Below are 24,892 nucleotides of genomic sequence, written 5' to 3'. Positions count from 1 at the left end.
ACCTACTCAGGAGGTTACTATGGAAGACTTACTTAAAATTAAAGGTAAAAATATTGTTGTAATGGGCGTGGCAAATGAACGGAGTATTGCTTGGGGCGTGGCAAAAACACTTTTTGCAGTCGGTGCAAATGTAATCTTCACATATAGAAAAGAGCGTTCACTTGCTAAACTTGAGAAGCTGTTAATTGCTGCCGGTTTTGAGGCGAAACTGATTGTGCAATGTGATGTAAATGAAGATGTAAGTATCCACGAAGCATTCGGTAAAATTGGTGCTGAAGTCGGTACAATTCATGGTGTTGTCCACTCGCTTGCATTTGCTCATGCTGAGGATTTGAAAAATGACTTCGTTGAGACTACGAGAAGTGGCTATGCATTTGCGCAGGATACGAGTTCTTATTCGCTCATTGCCACCGCTAGAGAAGCCCGTCCATTCATGACAGACGGCGGTTCAATCGTAACAATGAGTTATTTGGGCGCACAGCGTGTGCTTGACGGCTATAATGTGATGGGTGTTGCAAAAGCAGCGCTTGAAGCATCTGTGAAATACTTAGCGTTCGATTTGGGGAAAGAAAATATCCGCGTCAATGCAATTTCAGCGGGTGCGATTCGCACGCTATCTGCTAAAGGGATAGCTTCCTTCAATACGATTTTGACTCAAATTGAAGAACAAGCTCCATTAAGACGCAATGTAACACAAGAAGAAGTGGCGGACATGACACTAGTAACATTGAGCAATCTGTCCCGCGGCGTAACTGGTGAAATCATTTATGTAGATGCTGGCTATAATATTATGGGTTGAGAAAATAGCTTGAAAGGATAAGTTGTCCTTTCAAGCTATTTTTTTGTTTTGTTATGGAGATTGCAGCCAGCGATAAAATAAGTATGCTACCGCATCGTGTATCACTGCACACCGAGCATTTAACATCGCTGACCGACTATATATCGCTGCACACCAAGCATTTAACAACGCTGACCGATCATATATGCATGAACACCAAGCATATTACATCGATGAACGACCATATATCACTACACACCAATCATTTAACATCACTGACCGATCACATATCGCTGCACACCAATCATTTAACATCGCTGACCGATCATATTCCGCTGCGCACCAATCATTTAACATCGCTGACCGATCATATTCCACTGCGCACCAATCATTTAACATCGCTGACCGATCATATATCCATGAACACCAAGCATATTACATCGCTGACCGACTATATATCGCTGCACACCGATTATTTCTCCGGCTCACCAGTCCCCACAACAGAAAAAAGGACTGTCATCTAGCAGACAGTCCCTCCCTTTATTCCCCCACTTGCTTCATCAAGTGCTTATTCCCTTTTGTAATAATATTTTCATAATCGATATAATCGTATATATCATCCGTAATTTGCTTGCTAAACGTAGCCAACTCTTCAACCGTCAAATCCTCAATTGCTTTCTTCTGTTGCTCACAATAAATAATAAGCTTGCCCACGATTTCATGTGCATCACGGAATGCTGTTCCTTTGCCGACCAAATAATCGGCAACTTCTGTCGCGTTTAGGAAGCCTGCTTTAATCGCTGCTTTCATATTATCCGCATTGACATGCAGTGTATCAACCATTTTCGACATGATTTCAAGACAGTCCATTACTGTATCTAAAGCGTCGAAAAATTGTTCTTTATCTTCCTGCATGTCTTTATTATAAGTAAGAGGCAACCCTTTCAGTGTCGTCAACAATGAAAACAGGGATCCATAGACACGTCCCGTTTTACCGCGAATTAATTCCGCAGCATCAGGATTTTTCTTTTGCGGCATAATGCTACTTCCCGTGGAATAGGCATCTGCCATATTGATGAATTTGAATTCTTGGCTACTCCATAAAATAAGTTCCTCGCTCAATCGGCTCAAGTGCATCATAACAATCGAGAAATCCGACATCAGTTCAAGTAAATAATCACGATCACTAACGCCATCTAGGAAATTATCCACAGGTTTTGCAAAACCTAATAACGCAGTCGTCACGTCGCGGTCGATGTTATGCGTTGTTCCTGCAAGCGCTCCGCAGCCCAATGGGTTTTCATCCAAAATATCAATCGCATTGCTAATACGCTTTTTATCCCTTTTGAACATTTGTGCATAAGCCCCTAAATGATGACTAAACGTAACAACCTGCGCACGCTGTAAATGAGTATAACCAGGCATAATTACGTTGTTTGCCGCCCCTTTAGTATTTAGTGAATCGATAAGCGTTTGAAGGCTGTCCATCACTTGTGCCGCCTTGCCTTTTGCATACAAACGCATGTCCACTGCGACTTGATCATTTCGACTGCGCGCAGTATGAAGTTTCTTCCCCGTTTCCCCAATGCGTTCAGTCAAATGCATTTCTACGAAAGAATGGATATCCTCGTAATTGCCTTCAATTTTAATTGTACCCGTTTCGATATCCTGTAAAATGGATTGGAGCCCGCCAACAAGCATTTCGCCTTCTTCTGGTGTTAATAAATCACAGTGCACCAGCATCGTAACATGCGCTAAGCTTCCTGCTATATCCTCTTTATACAATCTATGATCCACAGGTAATGAAGTGTTAAATTGCTCCATTATTTCATCTGCACGACTTGTAAAACGTCCGCCCCAAAGTTTCATTTATACTTCCACTCCTTTTCCGTATTTTCTAGCATTCAATTTAGATAATAAAATCACTGCCAAAACAAGAAGAACAATTGTCAAAACCAAAGTAAGTGCACTACCTGTAATACCTGCAACGATAAATCCGACTAACGCTATCGCTCCGTTAAGAAGGGCATATGGAAATTGTGTTTTTACGTGATCGATATGATCGGCTCCTGCCCCTGTCGATGATAAAATCGTTGTATCTGAAATCGGTGAACAATGGTCTCCGAAGATTCCTCCTGATAGGACTGCTCCTATACAGACTAACAGATGCGCATCGAGTGCGACAGCCATTGGTATAGCAATTGGAAGCATGATGGCGAACGTCCCCCAAGATGTTCCTGACGCGAGAGCCATTCCTGCGCCGACAAGGAAAAGAATGGCCGGGATGATGAAAGCGGGGACATTTCCCTGCATCACTTCAACAATAAAAGTTGCTGTTCCCATTTCATTGATCACTTTACCTAGTGACCATGCTAAGACAAGTGTGACTGCGACATACACCATTTTCTGCATACCTGATGTATAAATCGTGAAAATCTCATCAAACTTTTTTACTTTGTAGACAAGCATTAATATGACAATTGTAATTGCTGCAAATAGATAGGCTGTCGACAAAGCAACCCTAAAATCATTACCAGGTACCGGCTTTAAGGGGAATCCGAACGAAATCAAAAGTCCGAATAACGTAATAAACAACACCGCTAAAGGAAGCAGTATTAAATTTGTATGACTCCCCTTGGTCATGTCCTCGCCTTCCTCCGCTTTTCGTAGAGGTGTTGACGTTGACCAATAAAGTTCGCCCGTCTGTTGAATACGTCTTTCCGCTTTCGCCATAGGGCCGAAATCCAATTTTGTTATCGCCATAAGTGGTACCATTGAAACAGCTAAAATTGCATAAAATTGAAACGGAATGACCTGTACTAACGTGCTGAATTCTGAAGTCGTGATGCCCAACAAATCAAATTCATTTTTAATGAGCCCCATTATGTAAACACCCCAACCGATGAACGGGACTAAAACCGCAACCGGAGATGATGTTGAGTCAATAATCCAAGCAAGCTTCTCTCTGGAAATTTTCGTTGCATCGAAAATCTTCTCAAACACAGGACCTACTATAAGAGGCGTTCCTATATCGGAGAAAAAGATGAGTACTCCACCAAACCAGGCAGCTAGTTGTGCTTTCATACGTGTATTTATGAACTTCGTCGCTTTTTCTGCAAGAGCCGCACCACCACCCGACTTCTCCATAAGCGCAACAAATCCCCCTATGAAAAACAGTAAAACTAATACAGCAGCATTATAGCTGTCCGCCACTTGTGGAAACAAATAATTTCCGATTGTCTCCATTGTAGCTTCGAGAGGTCGACCGCCTACCAATAGTAAAACACCAAAGTATGTACCAGAAAATAGCGAAATGATGACGTTTTTCGTTACGATAGCTAATATGACAGCCAATATTGGAGGTAGTATAGATACAATACCCATATGTTCCACTTAAAATCCCCTCTTCCATTCACAGAACATGTATAATTATAAATTCCATTGTAATGTGTATTATTTTCTAAGACCTATTAATACGCAACATATAATTTCCTGCTCATTATAAATAAATTCACCCCACGCCTAGAAGTATTTAAATTCCAATTGTACACATAGCATACTGTTTTCAATTCTTAAAACGCTCATTCACCAGTATTCCACAAAAATTCACGCTATAATAACAAGCTGAATTCTGACTGATGAACGAATATTTATTCATTATATTGTATTATAATTACACCCTTACTTGATTGCAACCGTTTTTTAAAATATAAAAAGCGCAACTAGTAGTTGCGCACACAAAATTGTCCATTTATCTACCTACTTTAATGCTCCAGTATTAAGCAGTTTAAAATCTACTGTTACCTTAAAATCTCCAGAAACCATTATTTTTTTTGATAGCTCTTCTGTCCATCTTCCCTTATGGTACATTCTGAAATATTCACTAAAGCCAACGGGATCGACTTCTAATTCCTGAAGTTTCTTAATAACGTCTTCTACGTCTTTTTTAACATACTTACTCACTTCTGTTTCCAACTCTTTATATTCCTTTATTTTACCTAAATCCTTATCCCCTTTATATTCATATAAGGTTCCTTGCAAGTTAAGTGCAATCTTCAATTTTGGAGCTTCTATATTTCGGTTACCTGTTATTTTCACTTTATTTTTAACAAGTTGGATCTGTAATTGTTCTTTATCTGAAGGTTCATCCAGCTTAATGGCAAGCGGCGGAAGTTTTCCTTTCCCTATTAAAGCCTGAACGATTAAAGCTTCCTTGGTTGATATCGTGTCTAACATTTTCCCTCTATCAAACAAAGCAACACTCGCAATTTTAAATGACTCCTTTTCAAGTTCTAAGTAGGGAGTCATTGAGAAATAAATAGGATTGCTTTCCGAGTACTGAAAATCATGTAGCGTTGTAAAAGGACTAAAAGACGTATGATGCGCAGGTTGCAGCAAATCATTTAAATAAGTATCAATATTAGGTTTGTCTGGAAATTCCGCTTTTAGAAAATCTTCCGCACGATCTTTCACGATAGCAATTCGAACATTATTTCCTACAGTCGAATTTCTATAGAAATGCTCAATCACTTCGGCTACTTTACCATTTCTTGCGAGTTCCTCGCTAAACAACAACGTTCTCAGCTGATTTAAGATAATCATTTTATCAGCCTGTGAGGACACTTTCACAAGCCCTTCTTGTATGAGTTGTGTATCGACTGAATACGTTTGTGTGTTTTTCGGTAATTCAGTTGTTGGATGAGGAACTGACACTGTCATTTTCATCTCTTTATCATTTGCTACATCAAATGCGATGCTACTAACCATCCCCAAATCTTCTATAGATGTGCGCTTTGATTCTTCCGTACATCCAATTAACAACAGGGAACAACTAATTAGTAGTATAACTATACTCTGTTTCATTTCACACCTTCTTTTTTGGCTTTCAATACATGAATAATGCATAAAAATATTGGCCAAATCATAAACCCATAGCTTACAAAATGCACACGCTCATAAAGTTTGTTTTGAAATTCTTCTGGAAACTGAATGTTAATGAAGATGTAAATGATTAAGGAAATAATGTATAAATGAGATTTGTTTTCTGATGCCCGAATTGAATCAATCCCCTTTTTAACAACCCACAAATAAGCGGAGGCTGTCGATAGAATAAAAAATACCCATAACGTTATGGCTATAACGTCAACTCGTTCGAGAAAAGAAAATTTTACCGCATTAAATAAATACAATACCGGGTACAATACATTTTCCAGTTGCCACTCAGAATAATACATTACACTAACAAAAGCCGTTATAAAGTACAGGATTCCACATATCCATATGCCCAATGAGGCTTGTTTAAATACTTTTTTTTGATGAATAATATACGGAAAGTAAAACAAGATTAATTCAAATCCCGCCATCGAAAAAAAACCGTTTTTAGTTGCGGTAAATAACTCCTGCATTGAAAAGTTAAATAGAGGCAAAGCGTGCCTAATATCTCCCTCAGTTATTCCCCATTTCATGAAATAGATCATCCAAGTAACAAGGAAGAAACTGATGATACAGAAGCGTGCGATTGATTTGATACCGCCACTTACAATATAAACAAGTAACAGAAAAAAAATAAAAAGAGGCCCAGTGATCGTTCGATCCTGCAGCGCAACAACTTGTATAAGCTCTAAATAGCCTTCACAAGTAGCCGCTATAAGGACTATTAAATAGAGGATTAGTAAAACATTTATTCCTTTCCCCAACCATTTACCAAGTAATGTTTCATGAATGGCAAATAAATTATACGCGCTATATTGTGACATCAGCCATACCATGGGAATTAATAAGAGGTTTGCGATAAGCGCAAACATAAGCGGTAACCACCACTGACTATAGCCCACTGAACTTAATAAATTTGGTAATAACAATAAAGTGGTCCCCATCATAACGTTTTGAACGAGAAACACGACATGGTAACCATTCAATTGTTTTGTTTGATCCATCATTTACTTTTCCCCCTTTGTTGGAGGAACTTTTTTGGTCATAGCTCTTGAGACACCCTTTTTTTGTTTTTGAAGATGAATCGGCAACCGGATAACATTGTCCATTAGATCCGACCATTTTCTTGGGATTAAAGGTGTCATATAAGGAGTTCCCAAAGAGGTTAAATTCAACAAATGAATCATGAGCCACGCAAAGGCAATCATCTGTCCATAAAGACCAAAAATACCTGCAGATATGATAAAGAGATAGCGTATAACACGACTCGAATTACTCATTGTAAAACTTGGAGGTAGAAAGGACAGCAATGCCGAAATCGCTACTAATACAATAAGTGTATTGCTGACTAGACCCGCTTCAACAGCCGCGGTCCCAATAACGATACCTCCAACGATACCAATCGTTTGTCCAATTTTTGTCGGCATGCGTGATCCCGCTTCTCTTAACACTTCAATAACAAGTTCCATGAAAAGAACTTCAATGACGGGAGGAAAAGGAACCTTACTACGTGACTCTTGTAGATTAATCAATATTTCGAATGGTAATATCTCCGGGTGAAAAGATAGCGCTGAAATATAAAAAGGAGTTAGCATAATTGTCAAAAAGAAACCAAAAAAGCGTAAACAACGCAATAACGTAGCCGTTGTCCAGCGGTTATACTCATCCTCAGGGGACATGAAAAATTCAAAAAATGTACTTGGACAAATCAAGGCCCCTTGAGTATTCTCCATCATAATCACAATTCGTCCATCCAGTAGTGATGATGTTACAAAATCGGGTCGTTCTGTCATATGATATTGTGTAAATGGAGAGTATTTATGAGTTTCCATTATCTGGCTAACTATAGTAATATCATTAAACCCTGGCCAATCCATCTCATCTATGTTTTTAAAGACGCGATCCAAATTTTCCTGATGGACGATTGTCTCCATATAGACGACCACAAGCTTAGTGTTTGTCTCTGTCCCTATGATGAAGTCCCTACTTTTCAAGTTTGTGTTTTTAATTCTTCTCTTAATAAGAGATAGATTTGTTTGCAACGACTCGGTAAGTACATCGCGAGGACCGCTAACCGTTGATTCTGCATCTGACTGAGCGATTGAACTTGTTGGAGGGCTATATGTATTCACAGTTACGAATAAATTCTTTTCATGAAAATAAACAATCGTATCCCCATCGGTAATTGAGGACAAGATGCTAGTGATAGTAATTTTCTTAGGAACTTCAGCAGCTTTCAATATGTCATCCTTGTTAGTTAACAATGGTGCAATTACTGTTCTGTGTAGAGTGAGATTATCGATAAGAGAACTGAGATAAATGACCGTTACGATTTCCCCGTCTGTTTGAATGTCTTTAAATACGGCATCATTTATGCCATCTAACTCAGCATTAATCGCGTCAATTGTAATGAGAACTTTGTCGTTTTGGTCATTCGAAAAACCCATCTCTATCACCTTCTTATCCGTGTCATATTCTTATCAATATCTCCTAAATCACAATCGTTTATACAAGAAGTTGGCTTCTAGATTGAGACAGCTCAGAATGAAGTGCAGCTATTTCTAATTCCTTATTTGACGTTTACGCATTTGATCAATGCGAGAGTCCATTCAAAGTCTTCAACCTTTGCCTTGCTGTCTGAATCTCACAGTGTTATAATTGCAAAACGTCTTAATTTAGCGAGTGATAGCTATGAATGCATTCAACTTTAACGATTATACGGATACACCGAAACCTTGACAGGAGCCTGTCAAGGTTTTTTGTTTCCCTCGGGAAACATAAGAATAGGAGGTCATCAATGATGAATAAGCATAGTCATTCTAGTTCTTCACTAATTGCCGTTTGGATCAGTTTGATAAGCAATATCCTCCTAACATGCATTAAACTTGTTGTCGGATTCCTCTTTCAAAGTCCTGTTCTTCTAGCTGATGGTTTCCATAATGCAGGCGATGTAATTGCCAGTGGTGCCGCCTTAACGTCGATGCGAATTTCCAAACGTCCCGCGGATGATGATCACCCTTATGGACACGGAAAAGCAGAAGTTATCAGCTCTGCTATCGTGGCACTGATTTTAGGGATTGCCGCACTTTATATTGCATATGAAGCGATTTCTGCACTTTTTGAAGAACCGGCCAAAGCTAGTTTTATTGCTTTACTGACTGCATTCATATCACTGATTTGGAAACAGGCCTTGTATGTCTATACAATCCGTATTGGTAAATTGACCAATAGTAAAGGATTGATCGCAACTGCGTATGACCACTTAGCAGACGTCTACGCTTCACTCGCAGCTGTTCTAGGCATCGGACTTGCACTTATTGGTGATCTGTACGAAATTCATATCCTCGCTTATGGTGATCCAGTTGCGGGAATTATCGTGTCATTTTTAGTGCTCAAACTTGCATATGTTATCGGTAAAGAAGCAATGGATGTCCTGATGGAAAAAAACATAAGTCAGGATAGGTTGGATGAATTCGCTGCATTAATCATGACAATTCCAGAAGTGAAGCGAATTGACCGCTTGCGCGCCCGGGAGCATGGACATTATATTTTAGTTGACCTAAGGATTGGTGCTCCTGGTGAAATGACAATCCAAAAAGGGCATGATGTTGCCCATAAAATTAGAGACACTATCATGGAGTGTCATGAAGATGTAGATGAAGTCTTGATTCACTTGAATCCTTGGTATGAGGATGATAAATAAAAACAGCGTACATGTCAGTTGACATGTACGCTGTTTTATTCGCTATTTAGTTTCTTCTGGTGGTACTTCTTCGTCCAATTCGTCATTTTCTGCTTCATCCTCGGTCGATAAAAACTGTTGTAAAGCCTGTTTATTTTTCTCGAAATCGATACTAAGAACTGCCCCTGCTGCTACACGCTTATCTTCAAAAGAGTTTTCAACAGGAATACGTAACGTCTCAATTTCACCTGTTTTTCCGCCAATTAAACCTTTACCGATTGTAAGGATTGTTCGACTATCAACGTTTGTATTAATGTAAGGTTCAACAACGCCAAGTAACTTAGGCAATTTTAGTATACTATGGACGCTGACAGCTTCATCCTTTAATTTTGACAACGCTTCCTGCTGCCGTTCCACTCGCCCAAAATCACTGTGGACATCGTGGCGGAAACGTACATATCCAAGTAGCTGTTCTCCATTCAATACTTGATTTCCAGGCTGCAATGTCATTCCGATACCATGAGACATCGTATATGGAATATCAACTTCTATTCCATCAGGAGCTATAACATCTACAATTTTTGAAAATCCGGTGAAGTCAACAATTGCATAGGAATGAACATCGATATCAAAGTTTTGCTTAATCGTTTTCCTTACAAGTTCAGGACCGCCAAGAGAAAACGCAGTATTCATTTTATGGTAACCGTGATCTGGGATATCCACATATGTGTCTCTCATAATAGAAACAAGTTTTATCTTTCGAGTTGTTTGATTATAATGCGCTATCATTAACGTATCAGCTCGTGCATCTTCATCTCCGCGAGAATCACTACCTAATAAAAGAACATTAAGTTCACCGAATTGAGGATCCGCACCTTCGAATTCATCATATGACGTTTCTTCTCCTTTAACCAATCCTTTATTCGCCAAAGACCATCCACTATAATATTGAAAAACACCATACGCTAGTCCCACCACTACTATCAATGTAGCCACTATAAAGAAATTCCGTAGTCCTTTACGTTTTTTTATTTTCCGCTCGCTTCTTCTCATATAATAATCCACCTAACATTTCATTTAATTCTAGCTTATTTTTTTACTAATCAAGGGCAAATTTTATCTCAACTATAAAAATTCTATAGTTGAGTAGACATATTGTCAACATTCGGTATGCTTTATCAAGATTGCTTAGGTCAATCCTAGCCCTATATTCATCGTCTAACCTGTGAATTAGTTCAAGAAAATTCACGTTGCAAATTAAAAGCCTAACGCAACAATGTAGGCTATACTAATAGAAGTGAAGGAGCTGATCTAGAATGTTAAAAAAACAACTGGGTAAGTATATAACAGAAAATATGACGGATAATACTATTGAGTTCTTTGAAATTGATAGAGAATATGTAGCCAAGCATCAATTGATTGCTGGTGATGTAACTGTTGTAGAGAAAGCATTCCAATTTAGCGTCATCGAACGGTGTGTTAAAGAAACGGAAAATCTGATTCGAGAAGAAGATCAGAACTTTTTAAATGATAGTATTTCTTATTTAAAAAACCATGTAAATGAATTCGTATATGTCGAAGCAAATGCTTTTGAAGTCATACGGGTCGATGCAGTCGTACTTGAATTCGATGAAGTATTCGAAAAGTATACCGCATTATTTGGACTGAAATTACAAAAGAAATTCGGTAATGACATGAAGGCATATCTTGACACACATTTACACGGAGACGGTGCAAAATATAGTGTGATGTTTTCTAACGAAGACGGGTTATGGGATATGAATTTTGCACTTGACTATGTTGAAGGTTTTAGTGAAGACTTATCTTTCGTTGAGATTTATCAACTGATGTACGACTTTATATTTAAAATGGTTGATGCCGTTGATGAAGCGCAGTGAAGGATGGGAATCAATTGAGTGAGTCAGATTTTATATACACATATACACAGCACACAGATGAGCATGATCTATGCATGTTAGAAATGAGATCATTTTTCGGCTTCGATGTCACCTCTACTGTGTTAAGAAGCTCGATTGAGATTGATCCGAGTCGCAGTGCGTTTATGAAAGAACGGTTGGACATTATGTTTGAGGGTGACAGTCTTGAGGAGATTTCACAGCAAGTTGAACAATACGATATAGGTGAATCTACATTTAGAGTCGTGAGTTTAAATACAACGGATCTCGATACGACGAAAAAAATCGGGCATCCGGAGCGTCGGAAAATTGAGCGTGAAATCGGATTACGTGTCAATGGTACTCCCGACTTAGTGAACCCGCCCGTAAATATGTTCGGGATTGTTTTATTGGATGGTAAATGGTATTTCGGGAAGCATGTTGAAAGCGAATCTGTCTGGTTCCTTCATCAGAAAAAACCGCATATGTACTCTACAGCATTAAGTACGCGTGTCGCAAGGGCCGTGGCCAATATTGCGATTCCGCATCCCCATGGTGTACGAGCAATCGATCCATGTTGTGGCATTGGTACGGTGTTAGTTGAAGCATTGTCGATGGGTATTAATATCGTCGGACGGGATATTAATCCGCGCGTCGTTTTAGGATCCAGAAAGAATATTGCCCATTTTGAACTCGAGGGTAGTGTAGAGGTCGGGCCAATTGCAGAAGTCGTTGACGAATACGACGTTGCAATTATCGATATGCCCTATAATCTATTTACACATATTACACCTGAAGCACAGCTTGAAATATTGAAGGAAGCGCGCCGTTTTACGAAGAAAGTCATCGTGGTGACGATTGAAACAATCGATCACATGGTTGAAGAGGCGGGATTCGTCATTACTGATCGCTGTGTTGCAAAAAAAGGGCATTTTATCAGACAAGTGCTCGTTTGTGAATAAAAGGAAAGACCTCGTTCAAAGTAACGAGGTCTTTCCTTTTTGTGATTTTACGCCTGATATTCTTCCTAAATATTCTCTAGTTAGATTCCAGATTGTACCGCTCTATTTCTTCCGGCCATTTTTGCTTGATATAATGCTTTGTCAACCCTGATAAATAATTCTATGATTGTTTCCCGATTACTATGATAACTACCGACACCTAATGAAATCGTCACTTTATCATTTGTTGGACTTATAGTTGACGAGACATTTACGCGTAGCCTTTCTGCGATAACCATCGCTTTCTGAACATCTGTTTCAGCCAGCAGGATCACAAACTCTTCCCCACCCATTCTAATGCAGACATCGTCGCCTCGAATAATATCATTCATTTTCTCCGCTAGAAACTTAAGCACTTCATCTCCAATTTGGTGACCAAATTTGTCATTAACAGATTTGAAATCGTCAATATCAATCATAATAACCGAAAATGGTCGCTTGTCCATAGTCCACCTTGCAGTGACTTCATCTCCGTACCTACGATTCTTTAGACCGGTAAGGGGGTCAGTGTAAGAACGCTCCTTATAATCCTCAACTCTTTGTTGCTGACTGTTTGCGTATTCGTGAATTGTTTCATTCAATTGCTTAGCCTCGAAATACCATGTTGGAATATCCAAAAATTCGCTTTGCCCCCCATTTACTTTTAGATTCGCCGAAAATGTTGCCAATTTGCGAAGCGGAGATGATAATCTCTCTGTCAGAATAATAGTTAACACGAAAAAGAATAGGACAAAAGGGAGGGCGTAAAGCAACATTTTGTAGACCATTCCCCTCAAAGGTTCAATGCTAACTTTATAGGGTGTTTGAGAAACAACTCCCCACTTACTCGACTTAATATATGTGTACCCAGCAAGAAACTCATTCCCCTCTGAGTTCATAACTTTTTGTGTTCCACTTCCATGTGCTAGTACTTTTTGCGTAACTTCATTTTCACTGACGCTATCTCCAATTCGTTTAGGATCCGGATGGTAAGTCAACATCCCCTTATTATCTACAACCCACACATAAGAGCCATCCGTTGAATAGTGTTCATCGAGAATGTCATGAATTATATTATCTTCCTGCAAATAAATCGTGCCGCTTAAAAAACCGAGATATTCATTTTTTTCATTCCACAATGGGGTGGAAATTAGAATAAGCAATCTGCCCGTTGCAGCTTTATAAGGTGCAGAGATAAGGTTCTTTCTTTCATGTAGTGCTTCTTTTGGACCTTCCGTGTCTAGTTTCATTCCTATTATTCCAACTTCCGGCGAGGTGGCAAGTACCACGCCATCTTTGTTAACAATGGAGAGTGAGTTAAAGTTTTTACTACTGCTTATTAAGTCCGCGAGTTTTTCAGTTAACTTATCAACATCATCAATATGAGCAATTATTTCAGTCGCTTTAATTTGCAGATTACTTTGCATTCCATTAAATACTTCTTCCGTCAGTCGTGACAGTTTCATTGAATAGACCCTGTTAATCTCTAGGGAATTATTAATTAAATTTTCTTTTGTCACATAATATCCAGAAAACAACGTGATACTGAGAATGCCAATCGTCGCGAATGATACAAGAAACATTATCCAGAATCGTAACGTTTTAATCATAATTAATACCTCTTTTTTCAGCTGTATTTCGTCTCTATCATTATATCGGTTTTAATGGTCGCAGTTGAATCAATTAGATTGTCAACAAAAAATAGGTAAGGGTATTGAGCATCAATTGATTGGTTATCTAAAGACCACTACTTTCCATATATGGTATCCACTTGATTTATAGGATATACTAGAAGGATATTCTAGAAGGATATCTTGGCATACTAAATGCGACTAATAAGTATAGTCCATAGTTGAAAGTCGTGGTGATATAATGGAAATTAATTCAGTTTGGAATACAAGATTGAAGGAATTTTATTTTGAAATCGTGAAATATTTTTCACTTATTGCGATGGGCGTATTTTATTCCTTTATCATCTTCGGTAGTGTTTTTCTTTATTACTACATGGAATTTCTTCAATGGTTGCCTCCCTTTTTCCCAACAGAAGTGATAGCGTCTTTAGTAATTACTTTCACTTTTTTAAAGACGGGCGTCCGTACATTTGTCAAAAAAGCCGATGTCGTTTTTTTAATGCCCGCGGAAACAGCATTATCCTCATATTTTAAGAAATCGATGTTTTATAGTGCTTTTATAGATGTCTTCAAACTTCTAATCATGCTATTAATTATTAGTCCTCTTGTAAAACAGAGTGAAATTATTACAATGACACTCCTTATTACATTTTCAGGTTTAATCCTCTTGAACATTCGCCTGATTTGGATTGAACAATGGATGACCACTAAACTTCACAAGCTAATTCATACAGGCATTAGGTTTCTAACATTTTATACAATTATATATTTTATATTTATAGGGCTGTGGACAATTGCAGGAACTTTGTTAATTATCAATTGCTTCCTCTGGTTCTATGTATTTAATAAGAAAGCAAGGGGAATTAATTGGGATTATTTAATAAACCAAGAAGAAAAATCTCTATTCAAGATTTATAAATTTATTAATCTATATATTGATGTCCCCCACCTTAAGCATTCGTTTAAGCGGAGAAAGTTCTTGGGTTGGTCGATAAAAAAAGGCATAACTTACAAACATACTTCAGCTTACACATACTTATTTTCACACTTGTTTATTAGGTATAATGAATTTTTTTATTTGTATGCACGATTAACCTTAATAGGAATTAGCATTAGTTTTTTCTTTCCTGCTTATGGCTGGTTCGTAGCTTTTCCACTTTTATTTTTAACCGGTTACCAGTTACTCCCTTTACAATACTCGATTAATGACAGTTCTCGTATCTATCCCGTATCTACTAAGATTATTAAGGAATCTTTTCAAAAACTACTTCTGAGCCTATTACTTGTGCAACTACTTTTTTTCAACTTGGCTTCGATTAGTCCTATTTTCCACATAAAATTTGTTAGTATAATTTTTATGGAGTTGTTAGTAATATATTGGTTTGTTTACATTTTTGCATCAAAACGAATTATGAAACAACCCGAATGAATATTCACTTCTAAATTACATGTGTTACTTCGCAAGTATAGGTGCGGTAAATCGCGCTGAAAAGTACATGGACTTTCTATGATAGCATCTACAGCGGGTATCACAAAAGTCGATAAATATAATTCTATTATACGTGAGGTACTACTGGTTCCAATTCTATTAAAGGGATTTATATTTTAGCTTTGGATTGGCGGTAGTTTGTGGCTAGTAGTTGTATGAGTACCCGTATAATTCGAGCATTACTCTGTCAATTTAACGAAAAAAGAGAACGTACCCAGTATAATTACTGAGTACATTCTCCCTTAGTTTGAAACATATGTTGTAAAGTCAGCTAATAGACGTGTACCGTATCCTGTTGCTGATTTCGCGTAGTATCCTGAAGCACTATTTTTACTCATCATACCTGCCATATCAACGTGCAGCCATTTGCTTTCTTTCGGAACGAAGCGACGAAGGAATAAAGCAGCTGTAATGGATCCTGCCCCGCCTAATGAACTGATGTTGTTCATATCCGCATAGTCACTGTCTAGAGACTTATCATACGCTTCGACTAATGGCATTGGCCAGATGAAATCACCGTTTTTATCACCGATTTTTTTCATTTCTACAGCTAAGCCTTCATCGCCAAATACGCCCGCTAGTTCTGTACCAAGTGCATTAACAATCGCGCCTGTAAGCGTTGCGATATCGACGATGTATTCCGCTCTCCACTCCCCTGCACGAATAAGTGCATCCGCTAAAATGAGGCGTCCTTCTGCGTCAGTATTTCCCACTTGAACTGTCAACCCGTTTTTGTAGGTGATGACTTCACCCGGTAAGACAGATGTGTTATCTGGCATGTTTTCCACAATTGGAATAAGTGCCACGACATTCACTTTTGCTTTCGATTTAGCGAGCAATGTGAGTGCTCCAGAAACGGCAGCTGCTCCCCCCATATCCATACGCATATCACTTAAGTCTTTGCCGCTCTTTAAGCTAATGCCGCCTGTATCGAATGTCACGCCTTTACCTACTAATGCCACAAGCGGTTTCGATGCGTCACCTTTGTAGACTAACTCAACGAATGACGGTTTGTAGATACTACCGCGAGCGACTGTCAGAACGCCGTTCATCTCCATTTGTTCGAGTATTTCTTTATCGAACACATTCACTTCAACACCAGTACCTTCAAAGTTTTTCTTCAATACTTCCGGGAATGTTTCTGGATTTAAGACGTTTGACAGTTCATTCATCAAGTCGCGTGAGAATGCAGTTGCTGCTGCACGGATTTTACCCGCTTCAATGAATGACTTTGCTTCCTCCCCAACTATATGAAGCGTAGTTTGGAATGCTGTGACATCCGATTTATAAGTAACAAACTGATAAGATCCTAGTTCCCATCCTTCTGCAAATGCGGTCAGGACAGATCCTTTATCCAACTTTGTATAGGCATCCGAAAGAATTTCTGCTTTTACAATTGCTGTTTCGACTTTTTGTGCGCTTACATCGCGAGCGATATTCCCTGCTGTTGCGCGAACTTTCTCGAGTGTCATATCTTTTTCTTTACACTCTTTTAACACAATATAATGTGTTTCTTCGATTAATACAGAACTATGCGCCGCCTTTTGATTGGCCACAATTTTTTTAAGCGCAGCGTTTCCCGAAACAATTGGATCGTTTGCGAAAATAACTTTTACTTCATTAGACATGTGATTTCCCCCTGGATAAATTATTTCGATTTCTAAAATAGTTTAGCACAAGTTGTCCAACTTCAACGAATTATCTTTTTTCCGAAAGCACAAGGCAGAGCATTGCGAAAGATCCTAACTATAATGATAGAAGAAACCAATTGAGCCCACCTCGATTTTTTCCTTGCGCTAATCCTGCGTTGATTAATGCTAATGTTCCCCACCCTACGAAATAGCTATTGTTCAAATGAATCACTCCGTGTCTTGGATGACATGTTTTTCAATCCAAAAAGCCATCTGTTCTTGTTGAAGCTGTACATGCAAGTTCATATTTCTGCACTTCATTATATAGTTTGTCGATTACGATTAACTCCTTCATTACCTTCAGTTCTTCCCCTGTTACCCCTATCATTTTAAACGTATCGGCTAGCGGAAACTTTCGATCACTTACTTCAATAGCACCTTGTCCTGAGTAACTTCTAACTCATCGAAGTTAATTTATGCTTGTATGTTACACTTTTCTTAATCAAACCTGTTGGAGGTAGTTACATTGAAAAAAACATGGGATCATCAAGGAATTATCGAAAAATTCGAAGCGAATCGCAATGAGGAACTGGCGGGGCCAATGCAGGCTTATCTGAAAAACCACTTTCGTTTTCTTGGCATCAAAAGTCCACTTCGAAAGGATTTATTAAAAGAACAGTTTGTAGAATATGAGTTGCCTGAACCTGAGAAGTTTTTTGATGAAGTATGGAAACTATATAGTCTTCCGGAGCGAGAGTACCAATACGCAGCGTTTGCGCTGATTGAGAAAATGAAAAAGCATTTAACAACAAAAGATTTCTCTGCATTACTTCAATTAATAGAAACAAAATCATGGTGGGATAGCGTCGATACGATTGCACCTCATTTTATAGGTCATATTGTAAAACTTGATCGCGATTACGGCGAAAAAATCATGTTGGAGTGGTCACTATCGGAAAATATGTGGACAAACCGTTCTGCAATTCTCCATCAATTAAAATTCAAACAACAGACAGATACGGACCTATTATTCCAGATTATCAAACAGCATTCAGGATCTAAGGAGTTTTTCATCCAAAAAGCGATTGGTTGGGCATTGCGGGAATACGCCAAAACAGATCCAAATTGTGTGCAATCATTTATTGAGGAACATCCTTTAAAACCGCTTAGTAAAAGAGAAGCACTGAAACACTTTAAGTGAGTGTTGAAAGGCATCCGTTCAATCATGACACTTTAATTATCCATACACTAATAAACCCAGACTGATACATCTGGGTTTATGTCAATTTGGTCCCTCTTATGTTACTGAACAATAGATTCAATAATCCCCTTCACTTTTTCAAGCGGTATTTTTGTTAATTGAGCAATCGATTCTGCCGGCAAATTCTCTGCATACATATTAAGAACAATTTCGCGGTCCCGCAAATTTGCGCCAACTTCCTTTCCTTGTTCTACTCCTCTAGACTCTGCATCCTCCTCCCGCTGTAACTGGTCTTTCAAATGAATTTCCCGGGAGATCGCCATTCTTCTTGTCTCTGGGTTTTGACTCAAACGTTCAATCTGAGAAAGGGCCTCTTTCAACGTCGAACTTTCCACAGCTAACGCCTCCTTCGTCTTTTTATCACTTTTCATAAACAACAACCATTTTTCTAAATCATTCATCTCTATTATCGATTCGACCTGTAACTTTGGCAACTCCAAAACATGTATTTCCAGATGAGACGAAAAAATAGTACTGTCTTCCGGGTCCATTAACTGGAACATACTATGATAATGAGATTTTGGCAACAAGCTAAAATTGACAATCACAATTTGGACTGCTTTTTTTAATTGTCGATACAATTTCTGTACCTCATCCTGACTACTGTACATTTTTGTCCAATACATCAGCATTCGCTCTGGAAACCACTTATGCCCTTGATATTGCATCTCAACGTTGATTTGCTCACCGTCATTCGTTATAACACGCAGATCCATAACCGATGATTTATCCTCCGAGTGAGCAATCTCGATCGTAGGATCCGTCAACTTAACCGATGTAATCGTCTCACCCAATATGGCCTTTAAAAATTGAAGCAATAAGTTATTGTTTCGTTCATCAGCAAAAAAAGCTTTGAACACAAAATCATTTCTCAGATCCAAAAGTTCAGCAGCATAGACATTTTGCTCTTCCCCTACAATAGATACCAACATATGCACCACCGTATCTTTTCCTTTATTATAGAACAAAAGTTCGCTTAAATCAATATTTTAAACTGACTATTATTTTAATTAAACAATTACGTATGTACTCGCATAATCTCCAAATCCAGTACCTTGCAATGGACAATACCATATGATATATTGTTGTTAACAAGTACATTGTATGAGTCAGTACTGTTTATTGATTAATAGTGAAAGGTGCGTGAGTTAAGTGAATGTGCAGTTTAAAAAAGGTGTGTTGAATTTATGTGTGCTTGTCCTTCTCGACAAACAAGATCGGTACGGCTACGAGCTTGTGCAAAAAATTTCCGATCAAATTTCAATTTCTGAAGGTTCGGTTTATCCCTTGTTGCGTCGTTTAACGAAAGAAGGTTATTTCACGACCTATTTGCAGGAATCAACGGAAGGCCCTCCCCGTAAGTATTATAAATTGACGGATGCAGGGCGCACCTATCTTCATGACCAGTTAGCAGAGTGGAAAAATTTCACGGATGGCGTCAATACATTAATCGAGGAGGGTGTACAGAATGACTGAAAACCAATATATAAGTGAACTTGATTTAGCATTGAAACAGCTACCTACAGAGGAACAGAACGATATTATCCAAGATATTCGGGAATATTTTACTGACGGGCGTGGGGATGGAAAATCGGAAAGTGAGATCGCTACTTCTCTAGGATCTCCTGCAAAAATTGCTGAGGAGTTACTTGGATCATATTCATTTGTAGAAAATAAAGTGAAAATCGTATCGACGAATGAAGTCATTACAATCCAAGATGATCAGTTTGTGAATGTCGATATTAACGTCCAGCATGGCACCTTGTTCGTCAGTCCGTCTGACAGTTCGGTAACAACCGCTGAATTGATTGGATCCAATGAAAAATTGAAACTAACTGCAGAAGTTGTTGGTGATACATTGTTCATCCGGCTGAAAAGTTTACGCCACTGGTTACTTTTGTTCAATTTTAATATGAAAGCGGTGACACTCAACGTGTTCATTCCCAAGAAGCTGTATCAATCGATTGCGATGAAAACGGATAATGGACGGATTTCCGCTGAGAAGCTGCTCTGCAAAAAAATCAGTGTGAATACCGATAATGGAAAAATCCAATTAAAAGAAATTGCTGCCACTACTTTGACTGCTGAAACGGATAATGGACGAATTGAAATTGATAAGGTCCAAGTCGAACATTTGCGAACAAAAACGGATAATGGGCGAATTGAAATGCGTCATGTCGATGCGGACAGCATAGCAGTCGAGTCTGACAATGGGCGAATCGAACTCGAACATGTAACGGGATCGATAGTCGGTAGCACGGATAATGGACGAATTACACTTCAGACCGATACCCTCGATCGGAATATTGATCTTCAAACGGATAACGGAAGTATTGTGATCCAATCAAGTAGCAAGCCGACGAATGTTTCCATTCACACAAAAACGGGCCATGGTAAAATCGATGTTTTTGGCGAACGGAATTCACGCACAGTCATCGGCGCTGGAGAACATACGATTCGCTTGAAGTCGGATAATGGACGAATTACGGTAGGATGAACGTGAATATGATTGGTTCGTAGTGATATATAATCGGTCGGCGATGGAATTTGATTGGTTCTTAGTCGTATATGATTGGTCGGCGATGGATTATGATTGTTCGTATATCGGATATAATCGGTTGACTGTAATATATGATTGGTTGGTATTTTGATAAAGTCACAATCCATGTTGACCAGTTAAATTCAGTTAAAAAAACTGACGCTACACCAATTTCACGGTGTAGCGTCAGTTTTTTTGTCATTATACTATCGGTGCTTCTCCACCAAATACTGCCCACTCTTCACGGGACGGTCCATAGACACCAGGTACGCTTAAACCAGCTTGTCTCATGAGTACTGTCATTTGGCCACGGTGATGCGTTTGGTGCGCTGTTAATATACCAAGGACCCTTCCTATCGACCATTGCTCCCCATACATTTCTTTCAATTCATTTAACGATTCATCGGTCCACTGTTCTTTGATCGCAGCAACCATCGCATCATTTGATGAACGGTAAGCCCCCGCGATTTCAGCAGCCGTTATTGGAACAGTCGATTCATGAGAAGTAGCTTCGAAATCAAGACCAGTTCGTGACATCATCTCGCTAAGTGTTGTGATGATATGCCACGCGATTCGGCCTAGTGTACGATCTTCAGGTGATACTTCTTGCTCAAGAGAGTTATCCGTTAACGCATCTAGGATTTTTTGTGTCGATCCACTTTCATGGCCCCAATTAATAAGAAATTCTTCAATTGTTTTATACATGAATTGTCACTCCAATTTTTTCTTTAGTTTATAATCTTTTCGCCAACAGTTGTAAATTCTCCTTTATAATCATAAAAATAGAGAATACGGAGGTATCCTCTATAAGTAATTTATAAAATCCGTCGCATTAACATCTAGTTAGCTAATTCTTTCATGGTTAAAATTAAATTGTATCGTCATGGCATTATTAGAATGGAGGAATCTTATGGCTCGTAATAGAATGCTGTTCTCATTCCTATTATTATTTTCTATTGTAATGGCAGCTTGTTCGCCAAAAGCGTCCATCGTGGACAGTCCTGAATTTGACCAAACACAAAATGAATTTATCGAGGAATTGGACGTTGAAAAGATTCACTCTTCATTGAAAGAGTTAACGAAAAAACCCCGTGTAGCTGGCACAAATTCTGAAATAAGGGCAGCTGCTTTTTTGACTGTACAATTGCAATCAGAGGGTTATGAGGTCGAGGTTCAACCATTCGATTTTGAGAAGTACATTATGCCGGAGTCAAAGAGCCTTGTTGTTGAGGGATTTGACGGTTCATTCTCACCCGCTAGCTTTCAATATTCGGTCGACGGTAATACCAGCGGACAGTTGGTCGATGCGGGATATGGCTTGAAATCAGATTATAAAAAAATCGATGTAAAAGGAAAAATCGCGCTTGTTGCCGTTGATAAAACCGCTTTTTACGAGCTAGTGTTATTAGCGTCAGAAGCTGGTGCTAAGGCAATTCTTCTCTATTTTCCAGATGAATCGGAGAGTACGAACTGGACACTTGGAAGGGAGCATTTTGAAGACTTCATCCCGGCATTAGCCCTTACTTATGATGAAGGTAAGAAGCTTCTTGACTTTGTAAAAAAGGGCAGTCCTGTTAATGCTACGGTCGAAATTGAAGGAGCTAGAATTGAAAAATTGGCATCTCAAAACATCATCGCCACTAAAAAACCTACTAAAGTAGCTGATGTTAATGATGATATTATCTTGATAGGAGCCCATTATGATTCAGTCGATAAAGCGCCTGGAGCGAGTGACAACGCAAGCGGAACTGCGGTTGTCCTCGAGCTCGCACGGATGTTTAAAACATTGCCAACAAATAAAGAAATCCGCTTCCTGTTTTTCGGGGCTGAAGAAGAAGGATTGCATGGGTCGAAAAAATACGTAAGTGCTATGTCGAAGGATGAAATTAAACGCTCTTCCGCTATGTTCAATTTGGATATGGTAGGCAGTGCAGACGCCGGAAATTTGGCCATTCAAACATTAGACGGCTGGGATAATATCGTTACAAAGGCAGCGAGCAAGGCTAACGAAGAACTGAATGGCACCTCGATTGAAACTACTTTCGGAGACAGAAGTGATCACACACCATTCCATAATGCAGGAATCGACGCAGCATTGTTCATTTATGATCCTGTTGAAGAGTGGTATCATACACCTAATGATACTATTGAAAAATTAAGTAAAGATCGTCTTCTTAACGTTGCGAAAATCATTAGTTCTTCAGTTTTTGAATTAACTTTTTCAGCCATCCCCGAGGAATAAAGCCAAAATGGTTCTTTATTTTTTTGATTTGGCATAATAGAGTATAAGGGGGTTTGCTTGATGACGACAATTCTTATCGACGCGGATGCGTGTCCGGTTGTGAAAGAAACAATCCAAATAGCGAGTACCTTTGGATTTCGCTGCATCCTTATCTGTGATACGACCCATGAAATGCATCGAGATGGTGCTGAGACTATTATCGTCTCAAAGGGGGCGGATGCAGTCGATTTCGTTCTTGTTAATCGTGTACAGAAAAATGATATTGTCGTTACACAAGATTACGGTTTGGCCGCGATGGTACTTGCAAAAAAAGGCCATCCTATAGATCAAAATGGACGACGCTATACAGAGGAAAATATTGACCAGCTATTGTATGCTCGTCATACAGCCCAGAAAGTCCGTATGGCTGGCGGGCGATTACGTGGACCCAAAAAGCGCTCAAAGGAAAGTGATTTGAAATTCGAAGAAAGTCTGAAGAAATTGTGTGCTGAACTTGTAGGGATGTAGGGAAAACAAACGCTGAGTATTTAAGTTCGATGGACGAACATGCTCTCTTTTTTCAACCCTATAAATAGTTTTTCAAATAAGAATAGCGCAAGCTGCCTTGTTCAAGAGCGTCAGGCATAGGATGGGACGATGAAGGGGCTTTCTTTCCCCCTAGAAGGATGCAGTTCAAACCCTCTTAGACGGGCTGGTTTGTGACCCGAGCTCTTAGCTGCTGGAGCTAGACATTGTCCCGCGTCAAAAGATTATACATTCTTCTCTTTAGAAAAAGGACCCTTTTTGGTCCTTTTTTCATTTCCACTAGTCAAGTATGAAGTTAGTGATATTTTTTAAGCACTGCAAGCTCAACTTTTTGGTAAGTATTCAAGTATTCCTCTTCAAACTTACTTATAATTCCTTCTTTTTCAGACGAGTTATTAGCAAACTTCCCTGAATGATTTGCAAATATTATATAATTATCGGGGGAACTTTTACTTTTTCTTTAAAAAAGCACATAAGTATGGTCTTGTTTAGTGAGCGTGTATTCTTTAGGTATAATTAAGGTATTCCTACCTGTATATGAATTTCTAGTGTATCCAGCAAACTCTTCGACAACGATTTTGTCTGATTCCTGAAAAGTATTCGTTTCATCGTAGTATATTTCTTCAATTTTAAATGTACTTAGCGTTATAGGTTCTTCATACTTTATATTAGTATCACTAGAACTGGTTGTAACAATAACTTTGTTATCCTCATCAACCTTTACTGCTTTTACTATTAACTCAGATTCTAACTCCAGATCTTTTAAAGTCTCTGTAGGCAAATACTTAGCATCAATTAGTTTCACTTTTGGCGCAGCATTGTAATTAAGAATATATAATCCACCATACAATAAAAGCACCGTAGCAAGAAGCAGTATGATTTTGCTTTTCAACTTCATCTATTGCCCTCCATACTATCTTTAATAAAAAAGTGTAAACTACATTAATTCTCGAATTTCTCATCGCTTAATTATCCCTTGTCTGTCACGAATAGCAAAAAAGATGCATACGTAGTCCAATGAACTGAACTTGCAGCACCCCTTTGTAAAAATAGTATTCAAATCAATTTCTTTTTTCTTAATTCATCTCTGATGTCTTTCAGATATTCATTTCTTTCTTTCGCCGTCTTTAAAATAGCTAAAACAGCATAGACCCCAAACACCAACATACCTAAATATATTAATACGGGTAAAACACCCAGTATCGCTAATGAGTTCACAAATACTCCCCCTTTACTTCTATTACATCCCATTAAAAAGCAACATTACCTTTTTTCTCAATATATCTTTAAAGAAATATCACCAGATA

Annotated in this window: 23 protein-coding genes; 11 read left to right on the top strand and 12 right to left on the bottom strand. The window is 38.6% G+C overall.

Annotated elements, in window-relative coordinates; translation table 11 throughout:
- Nucleotides 1–19 precede the first annotated feature (19 nt).
- Together FQ087_RS00560 and FQ087_RS00555 are read left to right on the top strand one after the other, a co-directional pair.
- Nucleotides 20–799 carry an enoyl-ACP reductase FabI gene (locus tag FQ087_RS00560; RefSeq protein ID WP_149578631.1) on the top strand — a complete coding sequence of 260 codons (780 nt, stop codon included), beginning with the start codon at nucleotides 20–22 and terminating at the stop codon, nucleotides 797–799.
- A gap of 53 nt (nucleotides 800–852) precedes the next feature.
- On the top strand, nucleotides 853–1,302 hold the full coding sequence (locus tag FQ087_RS00555; RefSeq protein WP_149578630.1) for a hypothetical protein: 450 nt from the start codon (nucleotides 853–855) through the stop codon (nucleotides 1,300–1,302).
- 16 nt (nucleotides 1,303–1,318) lie between these two features.
- On the opposite strand, the gene argH is transcribed toward FQ087_RS00555, so the two are convergent.
- The 5 genes from argH to FQ087_RS00530 form a co-directional block, all read right to left on the bottom strand.
- A complete protein-coding gene (gene argH / locus FQ087_RS00550) occupies nucleotides 1,319–2,647 on the bottom strand; it encodes an argininosuccinate lyase (RefSeq protein ID WP_149578629.1) in 1,329 nt (442 codons plus the stop codon).
- Nucleotides 2,648–4,162, bottom strand: a complete 1,515-nt coding sequence (locus FQ087_RS00545; RefSeq protein WP_223145597.1) for a Na+/H+ antiporter NhaC family protein — start codon at nucleotides 4,160–4,162, stop codon at nucleotides 2,648–2,650. It abuts the gene before it with no gap.
- A gap of 375 nt (nucleotides 4,163–4,537) precedes the next feature.
- The gene (locus FQ087_RS00540; RefSeq protein ID WP_188006590.1) at nucleotides 4,538–5,641 is read right to left on the bottom strand and encodes a Ger(x)C family spore germination protein; all 1,104 of its coding nucleotides are present in this window, start codon (nucleotides 5,639–5,641) and stop codon (nucleotides 4,538–4,540) included.
- Nucleotides 5,638–6,717 (bottom strand): GerAB/ArcD/ProY family transporter, encoded by a 1,080-nt coding sequence (locus FQ087_RS00535; RefSeq protein WP_370456020.1) that lies wholly within the window; start codon nucleotides 6,715–6,717, stop codon nucleotides 5,638–5,640. The genes FQ087_RS00540 and FQ087_RS00535 overlap by 4 nt, the downstream gene beginning before the upstream one ends.
- Nucleotides 6,718–8,157: a spore germination protein gene (locus FQ087_RS00530; protein ID WP_149578626.1), complete on the bottom strand. Its 1,440-nt coding sequence runs from the start codon at nucleotides 8,155–8,157 to the stop codon at nucleotides 6,718–6,720.
- A gap of 353 nt (nucleotides 8,158–8,510) precedes the next feature.
- Here FQ087_RS00530 and FQ087_RS00525 point away from each other — a divergent pair, with 353 nt between their 5' ends.
- Nucleotides 8,511–9,413 (top strand): cation diffusion facilitator family transporter, encoded by a 903-nt coding sequence (locus tag FQ087_RS00525; protein WP_149580687.1) that lies wholly within the window; start codon nucleotides 8,511–8,513, stop codon nucleotides 9,411–9,413.
- A 42-nt stretch (nucleotides 9,414–9,455) separates the two neighbouring features.
- On the opposite strand, the gene FQ087_RS00520 is transcribed toward FQ087_RS00525, so the two are convergent.
- Complete coding sequence (locus FQ087_RS00520; RefSeq protein ID WP_149578625.1) at nucleotides 9,456–10,445, bottom strand: LCP family protein; 990 nt, start codon at nucleotides 10,443–10,445, stop codon at nucleotides 9,456–9,458.
- A 263-nt stretch (nucleotides 10,446–10,708) separates the two neighbouring features.
- Here FQ087_RS00520 and FQ087_RS00515 point away from each other — a divergent pair, with 263 nt between their 5' ends.
- Both FQ087_RS00515 and FQ087_RS00510 read left to right on the top strand, forming a co-directional pair.
- Nucleotides 10,709–11,290: a branched-chain amino acid aminotransferase gene (locus FQ087_RS00515; protein ID WP_149578624.1), complete on the top strand. Its 582-nt coding sequence runs from the start codon at nucleotides 10,709–10,711 to the stop codon at nucleotides 11,288–11,290.
- Nucleotides 11,291–11,304: 14 nt separating this feature from the next.
- The gene (locus FQ087_RS00510; RefSeq protein WP_255452101.1) at nucleotides 11,305–12,249 is read left to right on the top strand and encodes a TRM11 family SAM-dependent methyltransferase; all 945 of its coding nucleotides are present in this window, start codon (nucleotides 11,305–11,307) and stop codon (nucleotides 12,247–12,249) included.
- 80 nt (nucleotides 12,250–12,329) lie between these two features.
- Here the strand turns inward: FQ087_RS00510 and FQ087_RS00505 are convergent, their stop codons facing one another.
- Complete coding sequence (locus FQ087_RS00505) at nucleotides 12,330–13,877, bottom strand: sensor domain-containing diguanylate cyclase (protein ID WP_149578623.1); 1,548 nt, start codon at nucleotides 13,875–13,877, stop codon at nucleotides 12,330–12,332.
- A 262-nt stretch (nucleotides 13,878–14,139) separates the two neighbouring features.
- Between FQ087_RS00505 and FQ087_RS23270 the strand changes: the two genes are divergently transcribed.
- A complete protein-coding gene (locus FQ087_RS23270; RefSeq protein WP_149578622.1) occupies nucleotides 14,140–15,327 on the top strand; it encodes an ABC transporter permease in 1,188 nt (395 codons plus the stop codon).
- 302 nt (nucleotides 15,328–15,629) lie between these two features.
- On the opposite strand, the gene FQ087_RS00495 is transcribed toward FQ087_RS23270, so the two are convergent.
- On the bottom strand, nucleotides 15,630–17,015 hold the full coding sequence (locus FQ087_RS00495; RefSeq protein ID WP_149578621.1) for a leucyl aminopeptidase family protein: 1,386 nt from the start codon (nucleotides 17,013–17,015) through the stop codon (nucleotides 15,630–15,632).
- Nucleotides 17,016–17,544: 529 nt separating this feature from the next.
- On the opposite strand from FQ087_RS00495, the gene FQ087_RS00490 reads away from it, so the two are divergent.
- Entirely contained in the window at nucleotides 17,545–18,219 is a 675-nt protein-coding gene (locus FQ087_RS00490; RefSeq protein ID WP_255452100.1) for a DNA alkylation repair protein, read from the top strand.
- A gap of 101 nt (nucleotides 18,220–18,320) precedes the next feature.
- On the opposite strand, the gene FQ087_RS00485 is transcribed toward FQ087_RS00490, so the two are convergent.
- The gene (locus FQ087_RS00485; protein WP_149578619.1) at nucleotides 18,321–19,211 is read right to left on the bottom strand and encodes an Rpn family recombination-promoting nuclease/putative transposase; all 891 of its coding nucleotides are present in this window, start codon (nucleotides 19,209–19,211) and stop codon (nucleotides 18,321–18,323) included.
- Nucleotides 19,212–19,431: 220 nt separating this feature from the next.
- Here FQ087_RS00485 and FQ087_RS00480 point away from each other — a divergent pair, with 220 nt between their 5' ends.
- Nucleotides 19,432–19,755 carry a PadR family transcriptional regulator gene (locus FQ087_RS00480; RefSeq protein WP_149578618.1) on the top strand — a complete coding sequence of 108 codons (324 nt, stop codon included), beginning with the start codon at nucleotides 19,432–19,434 and terminating at the stop codon, nucleotides 19,753–19,755.
- The gene (locus FQ087_RS00475) at nucleotides 19,748–20,776 is read left to right on the top strand and encodes a DUF4097 family beta strand repeat-containing protein (protein WP_149578617.1); all 1,029 of its coding nucleotides are present in this window, start codon (nucleotides 19,748–19,750) and stop codon (nucleotides 20,774–20,776) included. Before FQ087_RS00480 ends, FQ087_RS00475 begins: the two co-directional genes overlap by 8 nt.
- A gap of 243 nt (nucleotides 20,777–21,019) precedes the next feature.
- Here the strand turns inward: FQ087_RS00475 and FQ087_RS00470 are convergent, their stop codons facing one another.
- Nucleotides 21,020–21,523 carry a DinB family protein gene (locus tag FQ087_RS00470; protein WP_149578616.1) on the bottom strand — a complete coding sequence of 168 codons (504 nt, stop codon included), beginning with the start codon at nucleotides 21,521–21,523 and terminating at the stop codon, nucleotides 21,020–21,022.
- A gap of 205 nt (nucleotides 21,524–21,728) precedes the next feature.
- Between FQ087_RS00470 and FQ087_RS00465 the strand changes: the two genes are divergently transcribed.
- Nucleotides 21,729–23,060, top strand: a complete 1,332-nt coding sequence (locus FQ087_RS00465; protein ID WP_188006589.1) for a M20/M25/M40 family metallo-hydrolase — start codon at nucleotides 21,729–21,731, stop codon at nucleotides 23,058–23,060.
- 60 nt (nucleotides 23,061–23,120) lie between these two features.
- Complete coding sequence (locus FQ087_RS00460; RefSeq protein WP_149578614.1) at nucleotides 23,121–23,567, top strand: YaiI/YqxD family protein; 447 nt, start codon at nucleotides 23,121–23,123, stop codon at nucleotides 23,565–23,567.
- 478 nt (nucleotides 23,568–24,045) lie between these two features.
- Here FQ087_RS00460 and FQ087_RS00455 read toward each other — a convergent pair whose 3' ends face one another.
- Together FQ087_RS00455 and FQ087_RS00450 are read right to left on the bottom strand one after the other, a co-directional pair.
- Nucleotides 24,046–24,483, bottom strand: a complete 438-nt coding sequence (locus tag FQ087_RS00455; protein ID WP_149578613.1) for a hypothetical protein — start codon at nucleotides 24,481–24,483, stop codon at nucleotides 24,046–24,048.
- 158 nt (nucleotides 24,484–24,641) lie between these two features.
- Complete coding sequence (locus FQ087_RS00450) at nucleotides 24,642–24,803, bottom strand: hypothetical protein (RefSeq protein WP_255452099.1); 162 nt, start codon at nucleotides 24,801–24,803, stop codon at nucleotides 24,642–24,644.
- Between the last annotated feature and the right edge of the window lie 89 nt (nucleotides 24,804–24,892).

It is taken from the genome of Sporosarcina sp. ANT_H38 (assembly GCF_008369195.1).
In the GTDB taxonomy this organism is placed as follows: domain Bacteria; phylum Bacillota; class Bacilli; order Bacillales_A; family Planococcaceae; genus Sporosarcina.
The sequence above is the reverse complement of the archived record's forward strand: the minus strand, read 5'-3'. Positions and strand labels throughout refer to the sequence as shown.

What these genes read in the sequence shown, in the direction of transcription:
- FQ087_RS00560 (WP_149578631.1), top strand. Translation starts at nt 20, where the DNA reads ATGGAAGACTTACTTAAAATTAAAGGTAAAAATATTGTTGTAATGGGC.
- FQ087_RS00555 (WP_149578630.1), top strand. Translation starts at nt 853, where the DNA reads ATGGAGATTGCAGCCAGCGATAAAATAAGTATGCTACCGCATCGTGTA.
- argH (WP_149578629.1), bottom strand. Translation starts at nt 2,647, where the DNA reads ATGAAACTTTGGGGCGGACGTTTTACAAGTCGTGCAGATGAAATAATG.
- FQ087_RS00545 (WP_223145597.1), bottom strand. Translation starts at nt 4,162, where the DNA reads ATGGGTATTGTATCTATACTACCTCCAATATTGGCTGTCATATTAGCT.
- FQ087_RS00540 (WP_188006590.1), bottom strand. Translation starts at nt 5,641, where the DNA reads ATGAAACAGAGTATAGTTATACTACTAATTAGTTGTTCCCTGTTGTTA.
- FQ087_RS00535 (WP_370456020.1), bottom strand. Translation starts at nt 6,717, where the DNA reads ATGATGGATCAAACAAAACAATTGAATGGTTACCATGTCGTGTTTCTC.
- FQ087_RS00530 (WP_149578626.1), bottom strand. Translation starts at nt 8,157, where the DNA reads ATGGGTTTTTCGAATGACCAAAACGACAAAGTTCTCATTACAATTGAC.
- FQ087_RS00525 (WP_149580687.1), top strand. Translation starts at nt 8,511, where the DNA reads ATGAATAAGCATAGTCATTCTAGTTCTTCACTAATTGCCGTTTGGATC.
- FQ087_RS00520 (WP_149578625.1), bottom strand. Translation starts at nt 10,445, where the DNA reads ATGAGAAGAAGCGAGCGGAAAATAAAAAAACGTAAAGGACTACGGAAT.
- FQ087_RS00515 (WP_149578624.1), top strand. Translation starts at nt 10,709, where the DNA reads ATGTTAAAAAAACAACTGGGTAAGTATATAACAGAAAATATGACGGAT.
- FQ087_RS00505 (WP_149578623.1), bottom strand. Translation starts at nt 13,877, where the DNA reads ATGATTAAAACGTTACGATTCTGGATAATGTTTCTTGTATCATTCGCG.
- FQ087_RS23270 (WP_149578622.1), top strand. Translation starts at nt 14,140, where the DNA reads ATGGAAATTAATTCAGTTTGGAATACAAGATTGAAGGAATTTTATTTT.
- FQ087_RS00495 (WP_149578621.1), bottom strand. Translation starts at nt 17,015, where the DNA reads ATGTCTAATGAAGTAAAAGTTATTTTCGCAAACGATCCAATTGTTTCG.
- FQ087_RS00485 (WP_149578619.1), bottom strand. Translation starts at nt 19,211, where the DNA reads ATGTTGGTATCTATTGTAGGGGAAGAGCAAAATGTCTATGCTGCTGAA.
- FQ087_RS00475 (WP_149578617.1), top strand. Translation starts at nt 19,748, where the DNA reads ATGACTGAAAACCAATATATAAGTGAACTTGATTTAGCATTGAAACAG.
- FQ087_RS00470 (WP_149578616.1), bottom strand. Translation starts at nt 21,523, where the DNA reads ATGTATAAAACAATTGAAGAATTTCTTATTAATTGGGGCCATGAAAGT.
- FQ087_RS00465 (WP_188006589.1), top strand. Translation starts at nt 21,729, where the DNA reads ATGGCTCGTAATAGAATGCTGTTCTCATTCCTATTATTATTTTCTATT.
- FQ087_RS00460 (WP_149578614.1), top strand. Translation starts at nt 23,121, where the DNA reads ATGACGACAATTCTTATCGACGCGGATGCGTGTCCGGTTGTGAAAGAA.
- FQ087_RS00455 (WP_149578613.1), bottom strand. Translation starts at nt 24,483, where the DNA reads ATGAAGTTGAAAAGCAAAATCATACTGCTTCTTGCTACGGTGCTTTTA.